At 70.4% G+C, this 18,894-nt stretch carries 23 protein-coding genes; 9 read left to right on the top strand and 14 right to left on the bottom strand.

Annotation, left to right across the window (positions count from 1 at the left end; translation table 11 throughout):
* Nucleotides 1-74: 74 nt before the first annotated feature.
* The 3 genes from P5G59_RS16905 to P5G59_RS16895 all read right to left on the bottom strand — a co-directional run bounded on the left by P5G59_RS16905 (nt 75) and on the right by P5G59_RS16895 (nt 2,610).
* Nucleotides 75-338 (bottom strand): hypothetical protein, encoded by a 264-nt coding sequence (locus tag P5G59_RS16905; protein ID WP_301220185.1) that lies wholly within the window; start codon nt 336-338, stop codon nt 75-77.
* Between the two features lie 567 nt (nt 339-905).
* Nucleotides 906-1,286: a hypothetical protein gene (locus P5G59_RS16900; protein ID WP_301220184.1), complete on the bottom strand. Its 381-nt coding sequence runs from the start codon at nt 1,284-1,286 to the stop codon at nt 906-908.
* 271 nt (nt 1,287-1,557) lie between these two features.
* Nucleotides 1,558-2,610 (bottom strand): LacI family DNA-binding transcriptional regulator, encoded by a 1,053-nt coding sequence (locus tag P5G59_RS16895; RefSeq protein WP_301220183.1) that lies wholly within the window; start codon nt 2,608-2,610, stop codon nt 1,558-1,560.
* A gap of 115 nt (nt 2,611-2,725) precedes the next feature.
* On the opposite strand from P5G59_RS16895, the gene P5G59_RS16890 reads away from it, so the two are divergent.
* The 4 genes from P5G59_RS16890 to P5G59_RS16875 all read left to right on the top strand — a co-directional run bounded on the left by P5G59_RS16890 (nt 2,726) and on the right by P5G59_RS16875 (nt 7,838).
* Nucleotides 2,726-3,661 (top strand): carbohydrate ABC transporter permease, encoded by a 936-nt coding sequence (locus tag P5G59_RS16890; RefSeq protein WP_301220182.1) that lies wholly within the window; start codon nt 2,726-2,728, stop codon nt 3,659-3,661.
* Complete coding sequence (locus P5G59_RS16885) at nt 3,658-4,599, top strand: carbohydrate ABC transporter permease (RefSeq protein WP_301220181.1); 942 nt, start codon at nt 3,658-3,660, stop codon at nt 4,597-4,599. The genes P5G59_RS16890 and P5G59_RS16885 overlap by 4 nt, the downstream gene beginning before the upstream one ends.
* A 52-nt stretch (nt 4,600-4,651) precedes the next feature.
* Nucleotides 4,652-5,998 carry an ABC transporter substrate-binding protein gene (locus tag P5G59_RS16880; RefSeq protein ID WP_301220180.1) on the top strand — a complete coding sequence of 449 codons (1,347 nt, stop codon included), beginning with the start codon at nt 4,652-4,654 and terminating at the stop codon, nt 5,996-5,998.
* Between the two features lie 67 nt (nt 5,999-6,065).
* Entirely contained in the window at nt 6,066-7,838 is a 1,773-nt protein-coding gene (locus P5G59_RS16875; RefSeq protein WP_301220179.1) for a glycoside hydrolase family 35 protein, read from the top strand.
* Between the two features lie 99 nt (nt 7,839-7,937).
* Here the strand turns inward: P5G59_RS16875 and P5G59_RS16870 are convergent, their stop codons facing one another.
* Complete coding sequence (locus P5G59_RS16870) at nt 7,938-8,699, bottom strand: SDR family NAD(P)-dependent oxidoreductase (RefSeq protein WP_301220178.1); 762 nt, start codon at nt 8,697-8,699, stop codon at nt 7,938-7,940.
* A 105-nt stretch (nt 8,700-8,804) separates the two neighbouring features.
* On the opposite strand from P5G59_RS16870, the gene P5G59_RS16865 reads away from it, so the two are divergent.
* Nucleotides 8,805-9,392: a TetR/AcrR family transcriptional regulator gene (locus P5G59_RS16865; RefSeq protein ID WP_301220177.1), complete on the top strand. Its 588-nt coding sequence runs from the start codon at nt 8,805-8,807 to the stop codon at nt 9,390-9,392.
* Here P5G59_RS16865 and P5G59_RS16860 read toward each other — a convergent pair.
* Complete coding sequence (locus tag P5G59_RS16860) at nt 9,348-10,112, bottom strand: COG4705 family protein (RefSeq protein WP_301220176.1); 765 nt, start codon at nt 10,110-10,112, stop codon at nt 9,348-9,350. The two genes, P5G59_RS16865 and P5G59_RS16860, sit on opposite strands and share 45 nt — an antisense overlap.
* 155 nt (nt 10,113-10,267) lie before the next feature.
* On the opposite strand from P5G59_RS16860, the gene P5G59_RS16855 reads away from it, so the two are divergent.
* Nucleotides 10,268-11,653: a GH1 family beta-glucosidase gene (locus P5G59_RS16855; protein ID WP_301220175.1), complete on the top strand. Its 1,386-nt coding sequence runs from the start codon at nt 10,268-10,270 to the stop codon at nt 11,651-11,653.
* 63 nt (nt 11,654-11,716) lie between these two features.
* Here the strand turns inward: P5G59_RS16855 and P5G59_RS16850 are convergent, their stop codons facing one another.
* The 5 genes from P5G59_RS16850 to P5G59_RS16830 form a co-directional block, all read right to left on the bottom strand.
* A complete protein-coding gene (locus P5G59_RS16850; protein WP_301220174.1) occupies nt 11,717-11,971 on the bottom strand; it encodes a DUF3072 domain-containing protein in 255 nt (84 codons plus the stop codon).
* Between the two features lie 49 nt (nt 11,972-12,020).
* A complete protein-coding gene (locus tag P5G59_RS16845) occupies nt 12,021-12,416 on the bottom strand; it encodes a hypothetical protein (protein WP_301220173.1) in 396 nt (131 codons plus the stop codon).
* A 74-nt stretch (nt 12,417-12,490) separates the two neighbouring features.
* A complete protein-coding gene (locus tag P5G59_RS16840; RefSeq protein ID WP_301220172.1) occupies nt 12,491-13,021 on the bottom strand; it encodes a DUF302 domain-containing protein in 531 nt (176 codons plus the stop codon).
* A gap of 10 nt (nt 13,022-13,031) precedes the next feature.
* Nucleotides 13,032-13,286, bottom strand: coding sequence for a hypothetical protein (locus tag P5G59_RS16835; RefSeq protein WP_301220171.1), 255 nt, complete (start codon nt 13,284-13,286; stop codon nt 13,032-13,034).
* Nucleotides 13,287-13,383: 97 nt separating this feature from the next.
* Entirely contained in the window at nt 13,384-14,349 is a 966-nt protein-coding gene (locus P5G59_RS16830) for a DMT family transporter (RefSeq protein WP_301220170.1), read from the bottom strand.
* An 84-nt stretch (nt 14,350-14,433) separates the two neighbouring features.
* Between P5G59_RS16830 and P5G59_RS16825 the strand changes: the two genes are divergently transcribed.
* Both P5G59_RS16825 and P5G59_RS16820 read left to right on the top strand, forming a co-directional pair.
* Entirely contained in the window at nt 14,434-14,985 is a 552-nt protein-coding gene (locus P5G59_RS16825) for a CGNR zinc finger domain-containing protein (protein ID WP_301220169.1), read from the top strand.
* Nucleotides 14,982-15,455, top strand: coding sequence for a DUF1990 domain-containing protein (locus P5G59_RS16820; RefSeq protein WP_301220168.1), 474 nt, complete (start codon nt 14,982-14,984; stop codon nt 15,453-15,455). Before P5G59_RS16825 ends, P5G59_RS16820 begins: the two co-directional genes overlap by 4 nt.
* Before the next feature lie 87 nt (nt 15,456-15,542).
* Here P5G59_RS16820 and P5G59_RS16815 read toward each other — a convergent pair whose 3' ends face one another.
* Together P5G59_RS16815 and P5G59_RS16810 are read right to left on the bottom strand one after the other, a co-directional pair.
* Entirely contained in the window at nt 15,543-16,148 is a 606-nt protein-coding gene (locus tag P5G59_RS16815; protein ID WP_301220167.1) for a DUF305 domain-containing protein, read from the bottom strand.
* Between the two features lie 86 nt (nt 16,149-16,234).
* Nucleotides 16,235-16,675, bottom strand: a complete 441-nt coding sequence (locus P5G59_RS16810; RefSeq protein WP_301220166.1) for a hypothetical protein — start codon at nt 16,673-16,675, stop codon at nt 16,235-16,237.
* Between the two features lie 131 nt (nt 16,676-16,806).
* On the opposite strand from P5G59_RS16810, the gene P5G59_RS16805 reads away from it, so the two are divergent.
* Entirely contained in the window at nt 16,807-17,064 is a 258-nt protein-coding gene (locus P5G59_RS16805; RefSeq protein ID WP_301220165.1) for an SHOCT domain-containing protein, read from the top strand.
* Between the two features lie 3 nt (nt 17,065-17,067).
* Here P5G59_RS16805 and P5G59_RS16800 read toward each other — a convergent pair whose 3' ends face one another.
* Nucleotides 17,068-18,387, bottom strand: coding sequence for an NtaA/DmoA family FMN-dependent monooxygenase (locus P5G59_RS16800; protein WP_301220164.1), 1,320 nt, complete (start codon nt 18,385-18,387; stop codon nt 17,068-17,070).
* Nucleotides 18,388-18,393: 6 nt separating this feature from the next.
* On the bottom strand, nt 18,394-18,894 hold a 501-nt coding region (locus tag P5G59_RS16795; protein WP_301220163.1), incomplete at its 5' end, for a PLP-dependent transferase.

Raw genomic sequence — 18,894 nt, 5'->3', positions numbered from 1 at the left:
ACGACCCTCGGAAGGGGACAGAACGATCCGTCGCGGCACCCCAAAGAGGGGCACACATGCGCTGCGCGAATGCATCAAGCGCTCGCCTTCTCGGCGTAGCGCTCCTGCGCGCTCTGCCGCTTGATCCCGAGCGCGCCGCCGATGTACGCCCACGACCGACCGATGGAACGCTGACCCTTCACTGCCTTCGTGATAGCCGCCTCCAGGTCATCCCGAAGGCTCGCCAACTCGGCCAGCTCGAACTCGTCACCATCAGCCACGCGCTCACCAGCGGCCCGGATGATCCTTCTCGCGAACTCCACGTAGTCGAGCGTTTCGACCTCTCGACGGGCGCTCATACCGACCCCGGCCCGCTCGCGATTTCACTGTCAGGCGAATCCTGACGGCCACCAACCATGTGGTCTGGTGTCTGGACGTATTCCTCGCACGGGCAGCGGGCGACGATGCACCACGACGCGGTCGTGACGCCGCTTCCGTGGGCGTTGTAGCTGTGGCCGCACTCGCACACACGATCGCTGGGACTCGGAACGGCGCACGTTGCCGTGTGCGTCGGCTCGGGGGCGTCACAGGTAGGGCAATGGGTCTCGTAGTCGCCGGGCTCGTACCGGCCGAATGCGGCATCAGCCATGCAGCGCCCGCACGAGTGTCCGCGCGAGGCTCGATCGAGGCGGCTGCCGGGACGCGGCGCACGGTAGCGGACGCACGCGGGATCGGTCGTCAAGTGGTGGTCGGTCGCACGGCCCATCAGCTCGCCACCCAGAGCGTCGAGCAGGATCACCCAGCGGTCACGTACTCGCAGCATCACGCTGCCTCCCTCATGTGCTCGGGAACCTCGCACACGCACGGACCCTCAGCGGAGCCCCACGCGACGCCGCACGTGCACGCAAACACCGGAGCTTCGGCGCTCATCGTTCGCCCTCGTCTGCGAGGTCGAGCAGATCGAACAGGACACCCGTGCCGCGTGTCGTGCGCTCGGCGTTGTGAAGCGACCCGTCAGGATCGAGCACGCAGCGCACCACGTCCACGCCGGTCCACATGGCGGTGTAGAGCACGGCTTCGGCCCACGAGTTCGACCATCGGCCGACGACGCGTCCATCAGCGAGCCGGCACGTGTACCACCGGTTCTCGCGCGCGCCGTCGTCAACGAGCGTCGACCCGAGCGTTCCCCGCGCCAGCGCATCACGCGCCACAACTTCGCGCTCGGTGGCGGTCGATCCTGCGATTGGCACCTCGTCGCGGATGCTGCGGGCGTTGGCATTGAGCATGTCGAGCACTGCGTCAGCCACGAGACGCCGCCTCAGCGCGGGCGCTCAAGATGAGCGCGAGGAGCCCGGAAGCTACAGACCAGAAGGTTGGGGGTTCGAATCCCTCGTGGCGCACTGTCGCGCAGACACAGAACTGGTTGAGACAGTACAGAGAGCCCCCGCTCCGGCGGGGGCTTTTCTGTTGCCGGGCCGCTCGCGCCCTGTGAGCGATCGAACGTTCGATTCTCCTGCCGGGCCGACTCCCGTCGGAGATCTGCAGGCGGATCGTCCGGATCTCCGACGCGGGCCTGGCCTAGCGGGCCGGCGGCGGAGCCGTGCTCGCGCGCACCACGAGGTGGGTCGCCATGACGGAGGAGCGCACGGGTTCCGGGCGCGACTCGATCTCGGCGAGCAGGAGCTCCACGGCGCGGCGGCCGATGGCCTCGAACTCCTGGTGGACCGTGGTGAGCGGCGGCCAGAAGGAGTCCGACTCGGCCATGTCGTCGAAGCCGACCACGCTGACGTCCTCCGGCACCCGGCGGCCGGCCTCGTGCAGGGCGCGCAGCACGCCGAGCGCCATCTGGTCGTTGGCGGCGAAGACGGCGGTGATCTCGGGATGCGACGCGATCTCCAGCCCGTGACGGTAGCCCGCGCCGGTCGACCAGTCACCGGGCAGGACGTCCGGCACCGGCGCGCCCGCCTCCTCCAGCGTCCGCCGCCACGACGCCTGACGGCGCCCGGCCGAGTACGACTCGGCAGGCCCCGCGATGTGCCACACCGTGCGGTGGCCGAGATCGAGCAGGTGCTGGGTGGCCTGCCGAGCACCCTCGGCCTGGTCGGTGTCCACCTGCGGGTAGTCGGAGCGCTCGGTGGAGTCGACCACGACGACCGAGAGCCCGGCCGGCAGTTCGACGTCGGCGCGGTCGATGATGTGCGCCTCGATGACGACGATGATGCCGTCGACCGACTGCTCCACCAGGCGGCCCAGCGCGACGCTCACGTCCTGCTGGGTCGGGCGCTCCACCGGCACGACGGTGATCGAGTAGCCCGCCTTCGCCGCGGAGACGGCGATCGCGTCCAGTGTGCGCATGTTGCCGTACGAGGAGAGCGTGAACATGACGACACCGATGTTCCGGAACCGCCCGGAGCGGAGCGCGCGCGCCGCGCGGTTGGGCCGGTAGCCGAGCTCCTGCATGGATGCGAGCACGCGCTGACGGGTGGAGTCCTCCACGTTGGTGAGGCCGTTCGCGACGCGGGAGACCGTCTGAGTCGACACCCCGGCGTGGGCCGCGACGTCGCCGAGGGACGGGCCGCGCTTCCGCGTCGCCGCGCGGGCGGACGGGCTGTCTGCGAGGGGCTCGGTCATGGTCTCCACATCTCGTCTGCAAAACGACCTTGCGTCGTGTTGACGTCAACATGCTAGAGTAGCCGCCACGATGTTGACGTAAACATCGCCAACCGAATCCGAACTCTGGAAAGACATGACAACGACGTCCCTCTCGCGGGCCGGCACCACGACCGGCCCCGGCCGCCGCCCGACCGGGCGCCGCCACCGCCGCGACTGGCGGGGCTGGGCCTTCGTCGCACCGTTCATGGTCGTCTTCGCGGCGATGATCATCGCGCCGGTGGTGTACGCCCTCTACCTCAGCCTGTTCCGCCAGCAGCTCATCGGCGGCAACTCCTTCGTCGGCCTCGGCAACTACCTCGCCGTCTTCCAGGACGACAAGTTCTGGGCCTCCCTCGGCCGTGTCACGATCTTCCTGGTCGTGCAGGTGCCGATCATGCTGGTGCTCTCGCTGGTCGCGGCGCTCGCTCTCGACAGCGCCCGGCTGCACGGGGCCGGGTTCTTCCGCATCGCGCTGTTCCTGCCCTACGCGGTCCCCGGCGTCGTCGCTGCCCTCATCTGGGGCTTCATCTACGGCGACCAGTTCGGCCTGACCGCGAGCCTCAACCACCTCCTCGGCACGGGACTCCAGCCGCTCAGCGGGCCGTGGGTGCTCGCCTCCATCGGCAACATCGTCACGTGGGAGTTCATGGGCTACAACATGCTCATCTTCTACGCGGCGCTCCGCGTCATCCCCGGTGAGCTGTACGAGGCGGCGGAGATCGACGGCGCCGGGGCGTTCCGCACGGTGTTCAGCATCAAGCTGCCGGCGATCCGCGGCGCGCTCGTCATCGCGACGATCTTCTCGATCATCGGCAGCTTCCAGCTGTTCAACGAGCCGAACCTGCTCAAGCAGCTGGCACCCAACGCGATCAGCAGCTACTTCACGCCCAACATGTACGCCTACAACCTCTCGTTCGCCGGGCAGCAGTTCAACTACGCCGCCACCGTCGCCATCGTGATGGGAGTGCTCACGGCGGTCATCGCCTACGTCGTGCAGCTGCGCGGCACCCCGAAGGAGGCCCGCCGATGACCACGCTCACCGAGAACCCCGCGAAACGCGACCGCACCCGCAAGGCCCCCTCGCGCGCCGCCGCCCGGAACCGAGCCGCCGCCGACTCGGGCCGCCGCATCCGGAAGTCGCCGGTGCTGACGATCGTGATGGTGCTGTTCGTCATCTACTCGTTCGTCCCGCTGATCTGGCTGGTGGTCAACGCCACCAAGAGCCAGCCCGACCTGTACTCGTCGTTCGGCCTCTGGTTCGGCAAGGACTTCGACCTGTTCCAGAACATCGTCGACACCTTCACCTACCGCGGCGGCATCTTCGTGCAGTGGCTCGGCAACACGCTGCTGTACGTCGTCGTCGGGGCGGGGGGCGCGACCCTGCTCGCCACGGTCGCGGGCTACGGGCTGGCGAAGTACACCTTCCCGGGCAAGCGGGCCGTGTTCGCGGTCGTGCTCGGCGCGATCGCCGTGCCCGGCACGGCGCTCGCGGTGCCGACGTTCCTCATGTTCAGCCAGGCCGGGCTCACCAACACGCCGTGGGCGATCATCCTGCCCTCGCTGATCAGCCCGTTCGGCCTCTACCTGATCTGGACTTACGCGACCGAGGCCGTGCCGACCGAGCTGCTCGAGGCGGCCCGGATGGACGGCGCGGGAGAGTTCCGCACGTTCTTCACCATCTCGCTCCGGCTGCTGGCGCCGGGCATCGTCACGGTCGCGCTGTTCGCGATCGTCGCCACCTGGAACAACTACTTCCTGCCGCTCATCATGCTGAGCGATCCCACCTGGTACCCCCTCACGGTGGGCTTGAGCCAGTGGAGCGCGCAGGCGACGGGGGTCGGCGCCCAGCCGATCTTCAACCTCGTGATCACCGGGTCACTCATCACGATCGTCCCGATCGTGGCGGCGTTCCTGGTGCTCCAGCGCTACTGGCAGTCGGGTCTGGCCGCCGGCAGCGTCAAGCAGTGAACTGCACCCTCCCCACGCAATCCCATTCCACGAAGAAGTGAAAGGAAGCCTCATGAAGCGCAACCTCACGTCCCGGCGCATCGTCCGGGCCGTCACCGCCGCGGTGATCGGCACGGTCGCCGCCGCGACCCTCGCCGCCTGCTCCGGCGGCAGCTCCTCCGGCGGCGGCAGCGCCTCCGACATCGACCAGGCCCTCAAGCAGGGCGGCACCATCACCTACTGGTCGTGGACGCCGTCGGCCGAGGCGCAGGTCGCCGCGTTCGAGAAGCAGTACCCCAAGGTGAAGGTCAAGCTGGTGAACGCCGGAACCAACACCACCGAGTACACGAAGCTGCAGAACGCCATCAAGGCGGGATCGGGCGCGCCGGACGTGGCCCAGGTCGAGTACTACGCCATCCCGCAGTTCGCGCTGTCGGACTCGCTGGTCGACCTGAAGCAGTACGGCTTCGACAAGCTCAAGGACGACTACACCCCCGGCCCCTGGGGCTCGGTCAACGTCGGCGGCAAGCTCGTCGGCCTGCCGCAGGACTCCGGCCCCATGGCGATGTTCTACAACAAGACGCTGTTCGACAAGTACGGCATCGAGGTCCCGAAGACGTGGGACGAGTACGTCGCCGCCGCGCAGAAGCTGCACGCCGCCGACCCCAACGCCTACATCACGAGCGACTCCGGCGACTCCGGCTTCACCACCTCGATGATCTGGCAGGCCGGCGGCCACCCGTTCTCGGTCGACGGCACCAAGGTGTCGATCAACCTGCAGGACGAGGGCACCAAGAAGTGGACGGCCACCTGGGACAAGCTGGTCGAGGGCAAGCTGCTCTCCACCGTCCCCGGCTGGAGCGACGACTGGTTCAAGGCGCTGGGCAACGGCTCCATCGCGACCCTGGTCACCGGCGCGTGGATGCCGGGCGTGCTCGAGTCGTCCGTGAAGGACGGCGCGGGCCAGTGGCGCGTCGCGCCGATCCCGACCTACGACGGGACCCCCGCCAACGCCGAGAACGGCGGCGGCGGCCAGGTCGTGCTGAAGCAGAGCAAGAACCAGGCGCTCGCGGCCGGGTTCCTCAAGTGGCTCAACAACGACGAGGACAGCATCAAGGTCTTCCTCAAGTCCGGCGGCTTCCCGTCGACCACGAAGGACCTGAACTCCTCCGACTTCCTCGCCACCGCCCCCGACTATTTCGGCGGTCAGAAGATCAACGAGGTGCTGGTGGATGGCGCCAAGAACGTGAAGACCGGCTGGCAGTACCTGCCGTTCCAGGTCTACGCGAACAGCATCTACGGCGACACCGTCGGCCAGTCCTACACGTCGAACTCCAGCCTCAACACCGGCCTGCAGGCCTGGCAGAAGGCGCTGGTCGAGTACGGCAACCAGCAGGGCTTCACCGTCACCGGCAAGTAGCCCCATCGGCGGCCGGTCGCGCGCTGCCGCGGCCGGCCGCCCCATTTCCGACCTCACCAGGAGAACCATGACCACCTTCGAGATCGCGGGAGACGACTTCGTCCTCGACGGCGAGCCGTTCCGCATCCTCTCGGGCGCCATCCACTACGTCCGGGTGCACCCGGACGACTGGGCGGACCGCATCCACAAGGCGCGCCTGATGGGGCTGAACACGATCGAGACGTACGTTCCGTGGAACGCGCACGAGCCCCGCGAGGGCGAGTGGCGCGCCGACGGCCCGCTCGACCTCGACCGCTTCCTGCGTACGGTGGCCGACGAGGGCATGCACGCCATCGTGCGTCCCGGTCCGTACATCTGCGCCGAGTGGGACAACGGCGGACTGCCGGCGTGGCTGTTCACCGATCCGGCCGTCGGCATCCGCCGCTCGGAGCCGGTCTTCGTCGCCGCGCTGACCCGCTACCTGCGCCGTGTGCTCGACATCGTGCGGCCGCTGCAGGTCGCCGAGGGCGGCCCGGTGCTGCTGGTGCAGGTGGAGAACGAGTACGGCGCGTACGGCGACGACAAGGAGTACCTGCGGCAGCTCGTCGACGTGATCCGGGAGGCCGGGATCACCGTCCCGCTGACCACCGTCGACCAGCCGCAGGACGACATGCTCGAGAACGGGTCGCTGCCGGAACTGCTCAAGACCGCATCCTTCGGCTCACGCTCGCGCGAGCGGCTGGCGACCCTGCGGCGGCACCAGCCGACCGGCCCGCTGATGTGCTCGGAGTTCTGGGACGGCTGGTTCGACAGCTGGGGCGGCCACCACCACACCACCCCGGTGGCGGAGTCGGCGGCCGACCTCGACGACCTGCTGGCGCTCGGCGCCTCGGTGAACCTCTACATGTTCCACGGCGGAACTAACTTCGGCTTCACGAACGGCGCCAACGACAAGGGCGTGTACCAGCCGATCGTCACCAGCTACGACTACGACGCCCCTCTGGACGAGTCCGGGGAGCCGACCGAGAAGTTCTGGGCGTTCCGCGACGTGATCGCGAAGTACGCGCCCGTGCCGGAGTACGAGACCGTCGCGGTCGCCGCGGCGCCCGCCTTCTCCGTGCCCTTCGACGCCGCCGCGCCGCTGTGGTCGGTCGCCGACCGGCTGGGCGCATGGACCCACTCCGACGCCCTCCCCTCCTTCGACGAGCTCGGCCACTTCTCCGGGTTCGGGGTGTACCGCACCGAGATCGACACGACCGAGCCCGCGGTGCTGGAGTTCGGCGAGGTGCGCGACCGCGCCTACGTCTCCGTCGACGGCCGCCGCGTGGGCGTGCTCGCCCGAGACCACCACGACTCGGCCATCGCCCTCTCCCCGAGCCGTGGGACGCTGACCGTGCTCGTCGAGGACCAGGGCCGGGTGGACTACGGCCCCCGCATCGGCGAGCCCAAGGGCCTGATTGGCCCGGTGCAGCTCAACGGCGAGGAGCTGCGGCGCTGGAGCGCCCTCCCGCTCGAACTCGCCGACCTCGACCCCGTGCGGGAGGCGCTCGATGCGGCGACGGCGTCGGGTGCCGGCGCCCCGGAGCGACTGGCCGGTCCCGTCTTCGCCCGCGCCGCGTTCGACCTCGACGAGCCCGCCGCCCTCTTCCTCGACACGACGGGATGGGGCAAGGGCGTCGCCTGGATCAACGGGTTCAACCTGGGCCGCTACTGGACACGCGGACCGCAGGAGACGCTCTTCGTGCCGCGCGGTGTCGTCCGGGCCGGACGCAACGAGCTCATCGTGCTCGAGCTGGAGTCGGCCGCCGAGGCCGTCGCCGCGTTCGTCCCGGAGCCGCGCCTCGGCCACACCGAGTTCTGACCCCGCCCTCCCCCACGCCAACAGCTCCTGAGTTCTTCGACCCGACACGCCGTACGACGGTCGAAAAACTCAGGAGCTGTTGGCGTGGGGCGAGGGGGGTCAGGCGGTCCAGCCTCCGTCGATCGTGACGGCCGAGCCGGTCATGTAGCCGGAGGCGTCCGACGCGATCCACGAGACCAGCTCGCCCACGTCGGAGCTGTGGCCGAAGCGGCCGAAGGCCGTGAAGCCCGCCAGGTAGTCACCCGCCTCTCCCGAAGCCGGGTTGCCCTCGGTGTCGATGGGCCCCGGCTGGATGACGTTGACGGTGATCCCGCGGGCGGCGAGGTCGCGCGCGAGTCCCTTGGTGAAGCCGACCATGGCCGCCTTGGTGAGACCGTAGACGGCGCCGCCGGTGAACGGGATCCGCTCGGCGTTCACGCTGCCGATGGTGATGATCCTCCCGCAGTCGGGAAGCAGCGGGATCGCCGCCTGCGTGGCATACACCGTGCCGCGGATGTTGAGGTCGATCGTCGCCTCGATGTGCTCGTCCGGCGTCTCGGTGAAGTGCTCGAACCATCCACCGCCCGCATTGTTGACGAGGATGTCGAGGCCACCGAGCGCGGCGACCGCGTCCCGGACGCCGGCGCGCGCGGTGTCGGCGTCGGAGGCGTCCGCGTGCACCGCGACGGCATGCCCGCCTGCCGCGACGATCTCCGCGACGAGCGCGTCGGCCCGCTCGCGGGACGCGCGGTAGGTGACGGCGACGTCCGCGCCGTGTGCGGCGAGGGAGCGCGCGATGCCCTCCCCGATGCCGCGGGCGCCGCCGGTCACGAGGGCCTTCTTGCCCGCGAGCGTCTGAGTGGTGGTGATGGTGGTGTCCATGGGGTGCTCCATTTCTGTTCTGTTCGGTACATAAAACAGAGCCGTTGCCGCACTATTCCGTCGGTGGCAGAATTTCTTTCGGATCGGTACAGAAAGGACGATGATATGGCCGGACGCGGACGCCCCCGCGGGTTCGACACCGACGAGGCCCTGGATGCCGCGGTCGAGGTCTTCTGGCGCCAGGGCTACGAGGGCACCACTCTCGACGACCTGACCACCGCCATGGGCATCAACCGGCCGAGCCTGTACGCCGCCTTCGGCAACAAGGAGGAGACCTTCAAGCAGGCCGTCACGCGCTACGCCGAGGTCGACATGGCGTACGTCGGCGACGCCCTCGCCGAGCCCACCGCACGCGCCGTCGCGGAGCACTACCTCCGCAGCAACGTGCTCGCGATCACGACGCCCGGCAAGCCGGCCGGGTGCCTCTCCATCCAGGGCGGCCTCGCCGGAAGCCCGGAGGACCAGCGCATCGTGCGCTTCCTCGCCGACAGCCGGGCCTCCGGCGAGCGCCGGCTCACCGAACGCTTCCGCCGTGCCGTCAAGGAGGGCGACCTCGACGCCGACGAAAAACCCGCCGAGCTTGCGAAGTACCTCGTCACCGTCAGCGCGGGGCTCGCGGTGCAGGCGTCGGCCGGCGCGAGCCGCGCGTCACTCCAGCGCGTCGCCGAGCGGGCGCTGCTCGCGTTCCCATGACGGCTGCGGGCGCCGGCTCAGCAGCGCGACGCACACCACGATCGCGGCGAACAGGACGAGGCTGACCGGTCCCGTGCCGAGGGCCAGCCCGCCGCGGGCGTGCGAGACCGCCAGTCCGTCCGCGATCGAGGCGCCGAACGGGCGGGTCATCACGTAGGCGGTCCAGAACGCGGCCGTGGCGCCGAGTCCCCACCAGCGGTAGGCGATGCCCGGCAGCGCGAACAGCACCCCGAACACCAGCGCGGACGCGAAGTAGCCGAGCCCGAACGTCGTCGCCGTCAGGTCGCCGAGGGCCGTGCCCAGGGCGAACGTGGCGAGCACGGCGCACCAGTAGAACACCGACCGCGCCGGGGTGTCGATGCGGTGCACCGACAGCGTCCGCTGGGTCGCGAACCACACCACGAACACAGCGGCGAGCGCCACGGCGAACACGACCGTGGAGACGAGGTACGGGATGCCGAGCTCGACGTGCAGCACATCCGCCACCATCGTGCCGAACACCGCCACCATGAGCACGGCCGTCCAGTACACCCAGGGGATGTAGCGGCGCACCGCGAACTGCAGCCCGAGCGCCGCCGCGAAGACGACGAAGGCGCCGCCGACCGCCACGAACGGGTCGATGGTCTTCACCAGGAAGTCGGACGCGGTCTCGCCCATGGCCGTCGTCAGCAGCTTGGCCACCCAGCACAGGGCGGTGACGGCCGGGACGGTGTTGCGCATCCCTACAGGATCGCGGAGGCTCGGCCGGCCGCGCTGGGTGAGAGTCGGGAACGGCTGAGAGGGCTCAGAGGAACGGTGCGGCAGGACACCGGGTACTCTCGCGTGGGGAAGCAGCGCGACGGCGGCCTGCTCGCCGGATCCAAGGAGCAGTGACCATGCGCAGAAGCGACCTCCCCGAGAGTTTCGTGCTCGGGACCGCGACGGCCGCGTACCAGATCGAGGGCGCCACCCACGAGGACGGCCGCGGCGAGAGCATCTGGGACGCGTTCACGCGCGTCCCCGGGGCCATCGCCGACGGCAGCACCGCCGACGTGGCCGACGACCACTACCACCGCTACGCGGAGGACGTCGCACTCATGGGCGACCTCGGCTTCGACGCCTACCGGTTCTCGATCGCGTGGCCGCGCATCCAGCCCGATGGCAAGGGCGCGCCCAACCGGGCGGGCATCGACTTCTACCGCCGGCTGGCCGGCGGCCTGCGCGACCGCGGCATCACCCCCTGGGCGACCCTGTACCACTGGGATCTGCCGCAGGCACTCGAGGACCGCGGCGGCTGGCTGGAGCGCGACACGGCGCGACGGTTCGCCGACTACGCGGAGCAGGTCTCCGACGCGCTCGGCGACCTGGTGACCGACTGGATCACGCTCAACGAGCCGTGGTGCTCCGCGTTCCTGGGGTACGCGAGCGGGCACCATGCTCCGGGCCGCACGGTCGGATCCCGGGCCGCGCACGCCGCCCACCACCTGCTCCTCGGCCACGGCCACGCGCTGGAGGCCCTTCGCGCGACGGTGCCCTCCGCCCGGGTGGGCACGACCCTCAACCTCTACTCGGTGCAGCCGGCGGGCGACTCCACCGCAGACGCCGACGCCGCGCGGCGCATCGACGGTCTCAGCAACCGCCTCTTCCTGGATCCCGTGCTCACCGGCTCCTACCCGGCCGACGTGCTCGACGACCTCGGCGAGACGGAGTGGTTCGCGGAGCACGCCACCGACGACGACCTGCGCCTCATCTCGGCGCCGATCGACTTCCTCGGCGTCAACTACTACAGCCGGCACACGGTCGCCTCCGGCTTCACGCCGGCGAAGGACGCGCCGGCGAGCGCCTACCCGGGCAGCGAGCACGTGCGGTTCGTCAAGACCGGGGCTCCGGTCACGCAGATGGGCTGGGAGATCCACCCCGACGGCATGGTGGACGTGCTCCGCCAGGCCAACGCGCTCGCCCCGTCACTGCCGCTCTACATCACGGAGAACGGCGCCGCCTACCCCGACCGGGTCGACGCGGACGGCCGGATCGACGACGGCGCCCGCACCGAGTACCTGGAGGCGCACCTTGAAGCGGCCCGGGACGCGATCGACTCCGGGCTCCCGCTCGGCGGCTACTTCATCTGGTCGCTCATCGACAACTGGGAGTGGGCTTGGGGGTACTCGCGCCGCTTCGGCCTCGTCCACGTCGACTACCGGACGCAGCGTCGCACGCCGAAACGCAGCGCCGCATGGATGGCCGACTTCCTCCGCGACGCGGTGCCAGCCTCCCGCGCCTGATCGAGTGGACGCGACACCCCGTCGGCCGCTGCGCCGGCCCGGCGTGTCGCGTCCACTCGTTCGTCAGCTCTGGCCGCGGCCGGTCTTCTGCTGCAGGCGGTCGATGTGCTCGGACGCCTGCGCCTTGGTGAGGTCGGCGGGCAGTTCCTCACCGGCCTCGCGCGCCAGCGTGTCGAGATAGCTGCGCTGGGACGCGGTCATGGGCTCGTCGCCGGTGACCCACTCCGACGGGTCCTTGCTCGCGGGGTTGGTGTCGTCCTCGCCGCGGGCGCCGAGCACGTCGTCGCCTGCGCCGTTCGTGGTGTCGCTGTCGCTCATGCGGGCGACAGTACGCCGCGCCTCCGACACGGCCGAGGGGGTTGCGCGGTCAGCCGCGGATGGCCCTGGCGTGCCCGATGAGGGCCTGCAGGTAGCCCGCACGCGCGAACACGTCGGCGCGCTGCTGGGCGCTGTAGACCGGCACCTGCTCGGTGTAGGTCTGCCCGTTGCGGGCCGAGATGTGGATGGCGACGAAGCCCCCGACCCGCACCTCGCGCGCCAGCAGGAACAGCAGGCTGAGCAGGAAGAACCAGATGAAGACGACCACCATCACGATCGCCCAGGCCGGAGTGTGCGTCGTGGTGTTTGTCTGATCCACGGTCGTCACGTTGACGTCGGCGATCGGCCAGGTGCCCGCCGGAGTGACGATCCAGGCATCGTTCGCCGTCACATTGCCGACGTGAACCAGTGTCGGGCCGGGCTGCGGGAGGGGCTGCATGGTCACGGCCGAACACTAGCAGGACGGCGAGCCGCTGGGCCGCTCGATGTCCGCTTGGGCGGACGGCGCATCCGGCGTGCTCACCTCCGCAGCACGCTCGGCCTCGGCAGGTCGAGCTCCTCCAGCAGGTCGCCGAGCATCCGGTCGAGCTCGAAGCCCGCCTGGGTGACCTTGTTGTTGCCGAAGCTGCCGAGGCGGCTGCTCGGCTGGTCGACGCTCAGCACGGTGCCCCCGGAGCGGGTGGCGTGCAGCTCGACCCGCAGCGGCGTGTAGAGGAGCGTGCCCGGGTCGTGGCGGAACATGCGGGCGGCCGTCGCGTAGTCGCCGATCAGGTAGACGGCGCTCGGGATGTCGGCGCCGCCCACGCGCATGACCGGCGTGGGGTGGTCGGTCCAGAAGCGGACGAACCGGTGGATGCCGGGTCCGGCCGCCTCGAGCGTCAGCCGACGCCAATCGGCGCCCGACGAGAGCAGCTCGCGCACGTGGCCGACATCCAGCGGGGGCACCTCCGCCTCGAAGGCGCGCCGCAGCGTCCCGAAGGCGACGGCGGCCTCCAGCTCGATGCGGTTCACCGATACGGGGACGATGCGCTCAGTCGCAGGGAGGGCCATCCGCCCATTCTCACCCCAGGCCCGTCACTCCCCGCTTCGGCGGCACCCGCGGCAGGTCGTCGGCCGAGCCGTCTTCGCCCAGGCGGGCGACGTAGGAGCGCTCGCGCTCCAGCGTGTCCGTCTCGGGCGCGCCGTAGCGCGCGGGGTCTGGGCGGTCGGCGTCCTGCTCGACGGTCAGCAGGCCGTCCGGGTCCTTGGGGTCGCGGACGCCGGTCAGCCGGACGTCGATCGTCGATTTGTCCTCGTCGTCGGGGTGCGGTGCCATACCTTCACCATCCGCGCGTCAGCGGCCCGCGGCAAGGGGACCGTGCGGTCCACTCGCCCGAACGAGTTGGCGCAACACGCCGTGCGACGTGGGGCGGTCACGGCGTGTTGCGTCCATTGGATGCGGGGACCGGGGCCGGGACGGGCGCGACCGGGGCCGGGGTGCGGTCGGCACGGACCAGGGCGATGCCGGCGAGGATGAGCAGGCCGCCGAGCAGCTGCAGGGGGCTCAGCTGCTCGCCGAGGAGCAGCCAGGCGTAGAGGGTCGCCGCCACGACCTCCAGGAGTCCGACGAACGACGCCAGCCGCGACCCGAGCAGCTCGGTCGCCGTGATGCTGGAGGCGTACGCGACCGCCGTGGCGAGCACCCCGACCACCGCGATCGGCACCCACCATGCCGTCGGACGGCCGAACAGGTCGACGTCGGCGAAGCTCACGGTGACGGGCAGCAGACCGGTCGCACCGACCGCGGCCAGCGCCAGCGCTCCGATCAGCAGGCCGCCGGAGGCGAGAGCGACGGGCGGGAGCCCGTCGCTGGGCCGCGCCGCGATCACATAGAAGGCGGCGCAGCCGACCATGGCGATGACCGCGAGCAGCAGACCGAACGGGTCGAGCGCGCCCGCGCCGCCCGGGGACACGACGAGGACGAGGCCCGCCACTGCGACGGCAGAACCGGCGAGCACCACCGCGTGCGGCGCCCGGCGGCTGAGCGCCCACGTCACGGCGACGAGCAGGACGGGCGCGAGGTACTCGACGAGGATGCCCGTCGAGACCGGGATGCGCTGGATCGCCGCGAAGTAGAGCACCTGGGTGCCGGCGACTCCGACCAGCGCCATCCCGAGCAGCCGCCAGCGGCCGCGCCAGACCGCGTCCCACCGCCCGCGCACCGAGACGAGCGCGAACGGGAGCAGCACCAGCCCACCGACCGCCGCCCGGACGGTCACGGCCGCCACCGGCGACCAGCCGCTCTCCAGCAGCGGTTTGATGAATGCGCCCGACATCCCGAAGGTCGCCGCAGCGAGCAGCGCGATGAGCAGACCGAGGGAGGTCGGGCGGTGCGACATGAGGGTCACCTGTCAGAGTCGGATGTCAGGGTCGAAATGGGATGATGGTCCTGACGCTAGTCTCGTCTTCGGTAAGGAGTCAACTTGCATTTTGCCCCTGACACGGTGGATGCGCTGGAGTTCGCCGTGGCTCTCTGCGACACCGACCCCGGCGCGACCAGGAGCGGCGAGGACGAACTGGCCACCACGGAGCAGCTCTCGGCGCTGCTGACCGAGAACCGCTACTCGGGACGCGTCGACGGCGACGAGGCCGAGCTGCGGGAGGTGCGTGCGACCCGTGACCGCATCATGCGCGTCTGGTCGCTCGACCGCGACCAGGCCGCCCTCGAGGTGAACGCCATGCTCGCGGAGGCGCACGCGCTCCCTTACCTGATGCGCCACGACGGCTTCGACTGGCACCTGCACGCCACCGCGCAGGACGCCCCGCTCGCCGAACGCATCCGCGTCGAGATCGCACTCGCCCTGGTCGACGTGATCCGTTCCGGCGAGACGGGCCGGCTCCGCGTCTGCGCCGCCGACGACTGTACGGGCCTCGTGCTCGACCTGTCCCGCAACGGCTCGAAGCGCTTCTGCAGCGTCCGCTGCGGCAACCGCGTCAACATGATCGCGTTCCGCGCCCGGCAGGAGCGGCAGTGACCGATCCGGCGGCGGAGCACTGGCCAGGGACCGATCCCGCCTACCGCAGATCGGAGGTTTCCGCCGTCATCGGCCGGGGCGAGGAGGTGTGGGCACGCGCGAGCCGCGAGGTGCTGCGCTGGGGTGTGAAGACGGCGAGCGGCTTCTCGGTGGAGTCCGCGAAACCCGTGGCCGAGGGCGATCGCGTCACCGTCACCGCGCACCTCCTCGGCCTCCGGATCGTCGAGCCGGTGGAGGTCGTCACCGTCGTCGCGACGGACGATCGCGTCGGCTTCTCGTACCGCACCCTGCCCGGCCACCCGGTCAGCGGCGAGGAGGCGTTCATCGTGAGCCGCATCCACGACGAGGTGCGCCTGACGGTGAGATCGCTCACCCGCGCCGCGCCGCAGCAGCCGTGGCGCGCGCTCTACCCCCTGCTGCTCGTCATGCAGCGGGTCGCGAAGCGCCGCTACCTTCGCGCGCTGCGCTGAGCCCGGAGGCCACCCCGCCGACCAGCTTCGAGAGCACGCCGCCGCGAAACCAGCGACGGCGTGCTCCCTCTCCTGGACGCAGCCGGGTCAGAGGGCGGCTCGCAGCTCCTTCATCGTGTCGATCTCGGCGGTCTGCGCCTTCACGATCCTCTTCGCCAAGGCGATGGCGGCGGCGGCGCGACCGTTGTCGGCCTCCGTCGTCGCCATCGCGATGGCGCCCTCGTGATGCTCGATCATCTGGGTGAGGAAGAGCGCGGCGGCGTCGACGCCGGACGCTCCACGGAGGGCGTCCATGTCGTCCTGCGACATCATCCCGCCGTGCATGTCCATGCCGCCCATCCCCATGTCGTCCTTCTCGCCCCACTGGGCGAGCCAGCTCTCCATGGTGTCGATCTCGGGCTGCTGGGCGGCTTTGATCTTCCGGGCGAGGTCTGCCACTCGGGAGTCGACGCCGTCCTTCGCAAGGACGAGGTCAGCCATCTCGATGGCTTGCTGGTGGTGCGCCACCATCGCGGTCGCGAAGGCGATGTCGGACTGGTTGTGGTCGGCGGCCGGCGACGTGTCCGCCGAGGAGCCGTGCTGCATTCCGCCCATGCCGCCGGAGCCAGGGCTATCTGGACCGGTGGAGCAGCCGGTCAGGGCGACCGCGATCAGCAGGGCGCCGGAGGTGAGCGTGATGAGTTTCGTGTTCATGAGGTGGATCTCTCTCGTCGTATCGTTCTGCAGAAATGGGCATGCCGAACGCCTATTCCGCCGGGTGGCGGGAGGCGCAGCCCACGTCATCTGCGGTCGACGGAGAGGGCGATACGAGAGGGCGGTGGCGGCCCGACGGCGCGTGAGGCCGCCGTCGACAGCGGTGCAGACGGGCCGAGGGAGCCGAGACCGAGCAACGCTCGGCCGATCGCGGGTGCGATGAGCAGGAGGGTCGTCGCGAGCAGCGCCAGCACGCAGACCATCGCCGTCATGTCCTGCATGGGGTCGCAGCCGTCGCCGGCGCACCCGGTGGTCGCCGCCGGTCTCACCGGCAGCGGTGCGGCGATGTCCGCGTGCGTCGGCGCCGCGTGCCCGGCATCCATGGTCGCGTACGAGTGCGACGTGGCAGCAGGTGTGTTCACCACGTGCATCGCGAGGAGGCCGGTCACGACGCCGGCGACCGCAAGGAAAAGGACGATGACACAGCGCCAGGTGCGCGTGCGCATCCGGATGCAGTCGGCGAGCATGGATCCTCCCTCCGCCAGCGATGGTACGGTCGACGGCTGAATACCCGCCGGGGGTTCCCCAAGGGACCAAGTACCCTCACGGCGGGAGCGCCCGGCGGACCATACTCGGCAGCAGCGGACGAAGCGAGGTGATGTCGATGTACGGATGGATGATGGGAGGCGGGGGCGTTTGGTGGATCCTCTGGATCCTGGTCCCGCTCCTGCTCGTCGCCGTGATCGTTCTTCTGGTCGTCGCCCTCCCTCGGCGCGGAGGACCGGACGGGACGGGCAACATGCAACCGCCACGATCCGCGGCGCGCGACATCCTCGACGAGCGGTACGCCCGAGGCGAAATCGACCACGACGAGTACAACCGACGGCGCGACGAACTCGGCCGAGCGGGAAGCTGAGCCTCAGAAGTCGGAGAGGTTGGCGCGGATGCCGCCGTTGCCGTACTCGCGACGCAGGATGCCACGGCGCCGCAGCACCGGGACCAGCTCGTCGAGGTAGCGGTGCAGCGTCACCGGGTGCAGGTCGCCGGAGAAGATGAAGCCGTCGTTGTCGGCCTCCTCGCCGATCTCCTCGATGAAGTCGGCGATCTGCTCCGCGGTGCCGACGAAGCCGGCGCGGTCGGCGATGCGACCCTTGACCACCTTCGGCGCGATGAGCTCGCGCAGGGTGACGCTCTCGCGGATGCCCTGCTTGCCGAACAGTCCCTTGATGCTGCCCTGCGAGACGTGCTCGCCGAACACCGACACGTCGAACGGCTCGTCGAGCGACAGCACGGTGAGGTCGGTCTCCAGGTCGCTCGACTGACCGGCGAGCGCGCGGTACAGCTCCTCGTCGGTCGGATGCTTCGACGCCTCGACGACGCGCCGCGCCTCCTCGTCGCTGGGCACGATCTCCGGCTTGAAGACGAAGAGGACCTTGATGGAGTCCGGGTCGCGGCCGGCGGCGACCGCGGCCTCCCGCACCTTCAGCCGGTAGTCGCGGATGCTCTGCGCGTCGAGCGGCGCGAGCGCCAGCTGCACGTCGGAGTGGGTGCCCGCGAACGCGATTCCCCGCGGCGAGCCGCCGGGCGAGACGATCGCGGGGTCGCCCTCCAGGAACGGCACCGCGTTGAGCGGGCCGGCCAGCCGGAAGTACTCGCCCTCGTGCTGGAACGGCCGGATCTTCGAGCCGTCGGCGAAGTGCCGCGACGCCGGGTCCTGCACGAGCGCGTCGTCGTCCCAGCTGTGCCACAGCCTCCGGATGACGGTCAGCCACTCCTCGGCGCGGTCGTAGGCGGCATCGTGCGACAGCGGCGGGAGGCCGAGGTGGCGGGCGCTGCCGACGTCGGTGACGACGTTGACGCCGAGCCGGTGGTCGCTCAGGTGGTGGAGGCTCGCGAACTGCCGTGCGGCGACATACGGCGGGTAGGCGCCGGCGTTGATGGTGGGCGCGACGCCGAGGTGCCTGGTCGCGTCGAGCAGGTACGGCGACAGGATCAGCGGGTCGTGCTTCGGACCGCCGTACGCCTCGCGCACCCGCAGGTCGATCGTCTCCGGGAAGCCGAGCGAGAGGGCGTCCTCGAGGATGACGAGGTCGAGGCCGGCCTGCTCCAGCTCGCGCGCGGACTGCTGGTAGAGGTCGGGCTTCGTCCAGTCGTAGCCCCAGTCCCAGTACGGGTGCCCCCAGCCCTGCGGGCCGAAGCCGCGGCTGAAGAACCAGCCGAAGTGCTGCAGTCGTGCCATGCCGCCCTACCTCCCCGCCGCGGCGACCACGACGGCCGCATCCGCGTCGGCGATGGTCACTTCCGCCTCGGCGACGGCCGCGAGGCCGAGGGCCAGGTCCTCGATCAGGTCGTCCGCGTCCTCCAGCCCGATGGAGAGGCGCAGCAGGCCCGCGCCGATGCCCGTGCGCTCGCGCACGTCGCCCGGGAGGTGGGCGTGGGTCGTGGAGGCCGGGTGCAGGATGAGCGAGCGCACGTCGCCGATGTGCGTCATGCGGCTGAACAGCTGCACCGCGTCGTAGAACCGCTCCGCCGCGGCCGTGCCGCCGCCGAGCGTGAAGCCGAGCACCGCGCCCTGGCCGCGCGGCAGGTAGCGCTGCGCGAGCCCGTGCGAGGGATGCGACGGGAGCCCGGCGTAGTCGACGCTCACGACCTCCGGCTGCGCCTCTAGCTGTAGTGCCCAGGCAGGTTGTTTGAGATTCGGCTGATGGGCGGGAGTTTGCCGATCGCGGTGTGGGGCCTGTGGTGA

Source organism: Leifsonia virtsii (genome assembly GCF_030433675.1).
GTDB lineage: Bacteria > Actinomycetota > Actinomycetes > Actinomycetales > Microbacteriaceae > Leifsonia > Leifsonia virtsii.
This window is presented reverse-complemented; position numbering and strand designations above follow the sequence as displayed.

Excerpts from the sequence above, each read along its gene's own strand:
- P5G59_RS16905 (WP_301220185.1), bottom strand. The coding sequence starts at position 338 with ATGAGCGCCCGTCGAGAGGTCGAAACGCTCGACTACGTGGAGTTCGCG.
- P5G59_RS16895 (WP_301220183.1), bottom strand. The coding sequence starts at position 2,610 with ATGACCGAGCCCCTCGCAGACAGCCCGTCCGCCCGCGCGGCGACGCGG.
- P5G59_RS16890 (WP_301220182.1), top strand. The coding sequence starts at position 2,726 with ATGACAACGACGTCCCTCTCGCGGGCCGGCACCACGACCGGCCCCGGC.
- P5G59_RS16885 (WP_301220181.1), top strand. The coding sequence starts at position 3,658 with ATGACCACGCTCACCGAGAACCCCGCGAAACGCGACCGCACCCGCAAG.
- P5G59_RS16880 (WP_301220180.1), top strand. The coding sequence starts at position 4,652 with ATGAAGCGCAACCTCACGTCCCGGCGCATCGTCCGGGCCGTCACCGCC.
- P5G59_RS16875 (WP_301220179.1), top strand. The coding sequence starts at position 6,066 with ATGACCACCTTCGAGATCGCGGGAGACGACTTCGTCCTCGACGGCGAG.
- P5G59_RS16870 (WP_301220178.1), bottom strand. The coding sequence starts at position 8,699 with ATGGACACCACCATCACCACCACTCAGACGCTCGCGGGCAAGAAGGCC.
- P5G59_RS16865 (WP_301220177.1), top strand. The coding sequence starts at position 8,805 with ATGGCCGGACGCGGACGCCCCCGCGGGTTCGACACCGACGAGGCCCTG.
- P5G59_RS16860 (WP_301220176.1), bottom strand. The coding sequence starts at position 10,112 with ATGCGCAACACCGTCCCGGCCGTCACCGCCCTGTGCTGGGTGGCCAAG.
- P5G59_RS16855 (WP_301220175.1), top strand. The coding sequence starts at position 10,268 with ATGCGCAGAAGCGACCTCCCCGAGAGTTTCGTGCTCGGGACCGCGACG.
- P5G59_RS16850 (WP_301220174.1), bottom strand. The coding sequence starts at position 11,971 with ATGAGCGACAGCGACACCACGAACGGCGCAGGCGACGACGTGCTCGGC.
- P5G59_RS16840 (WP_301220172.1), bottom strand. The coding sequence starts at position 13,021 with ATGGCCCTCCCTGCGACTGAGCGCATCGTCCCCGTATCGGTGAACCGC.
- P5G59_RS16835 (WP_301220171.1), bottom strand. The coding sequence starts at position 13,286 with ATGGCACCGCACCCCGACGACGAGGACAAATCGACGATCGACGTCCGG.
- P5G59_RS16830 (WP_301220170.1), bottom strand. The coding sequence starts at position 14,349 with ATGTCGCACCGCCCGACCTCCCTCGGTCTGCTCATCGCGCTGCTCGCT.
- P5G59_RS16815 (WP_301220167.1), bottom strand. The coding sequence starts at position 16,148 with ATGAACACGAAACTCATCACGCTCACCTCCGGCGCCCTGCTGATCGCG.
- P5G59_RS16810 (WP_301220166.1), bottom strand. The coding sequence starts at position 16,675 with ATGCTCGCCGACTGCATCCGGATGCGCACGCGCACCTGGCGCTGTGTC.
- P5G59_RS16805 (WP_301220165.1), top strand. The coding sequence starts at position 16,807 with ATGTCGATGTACGGATGGATGATGGGAGGCGGGGGCGTTTGGTGGATC.
- P5G59_RS16800 (WP_301220164.1), bottom strand. The coding sequence starts at position 18,387 with ATGGCACGACTGCAGCACTTCGGCTGGTTCTTCAGCCGCGGCTTCGGC.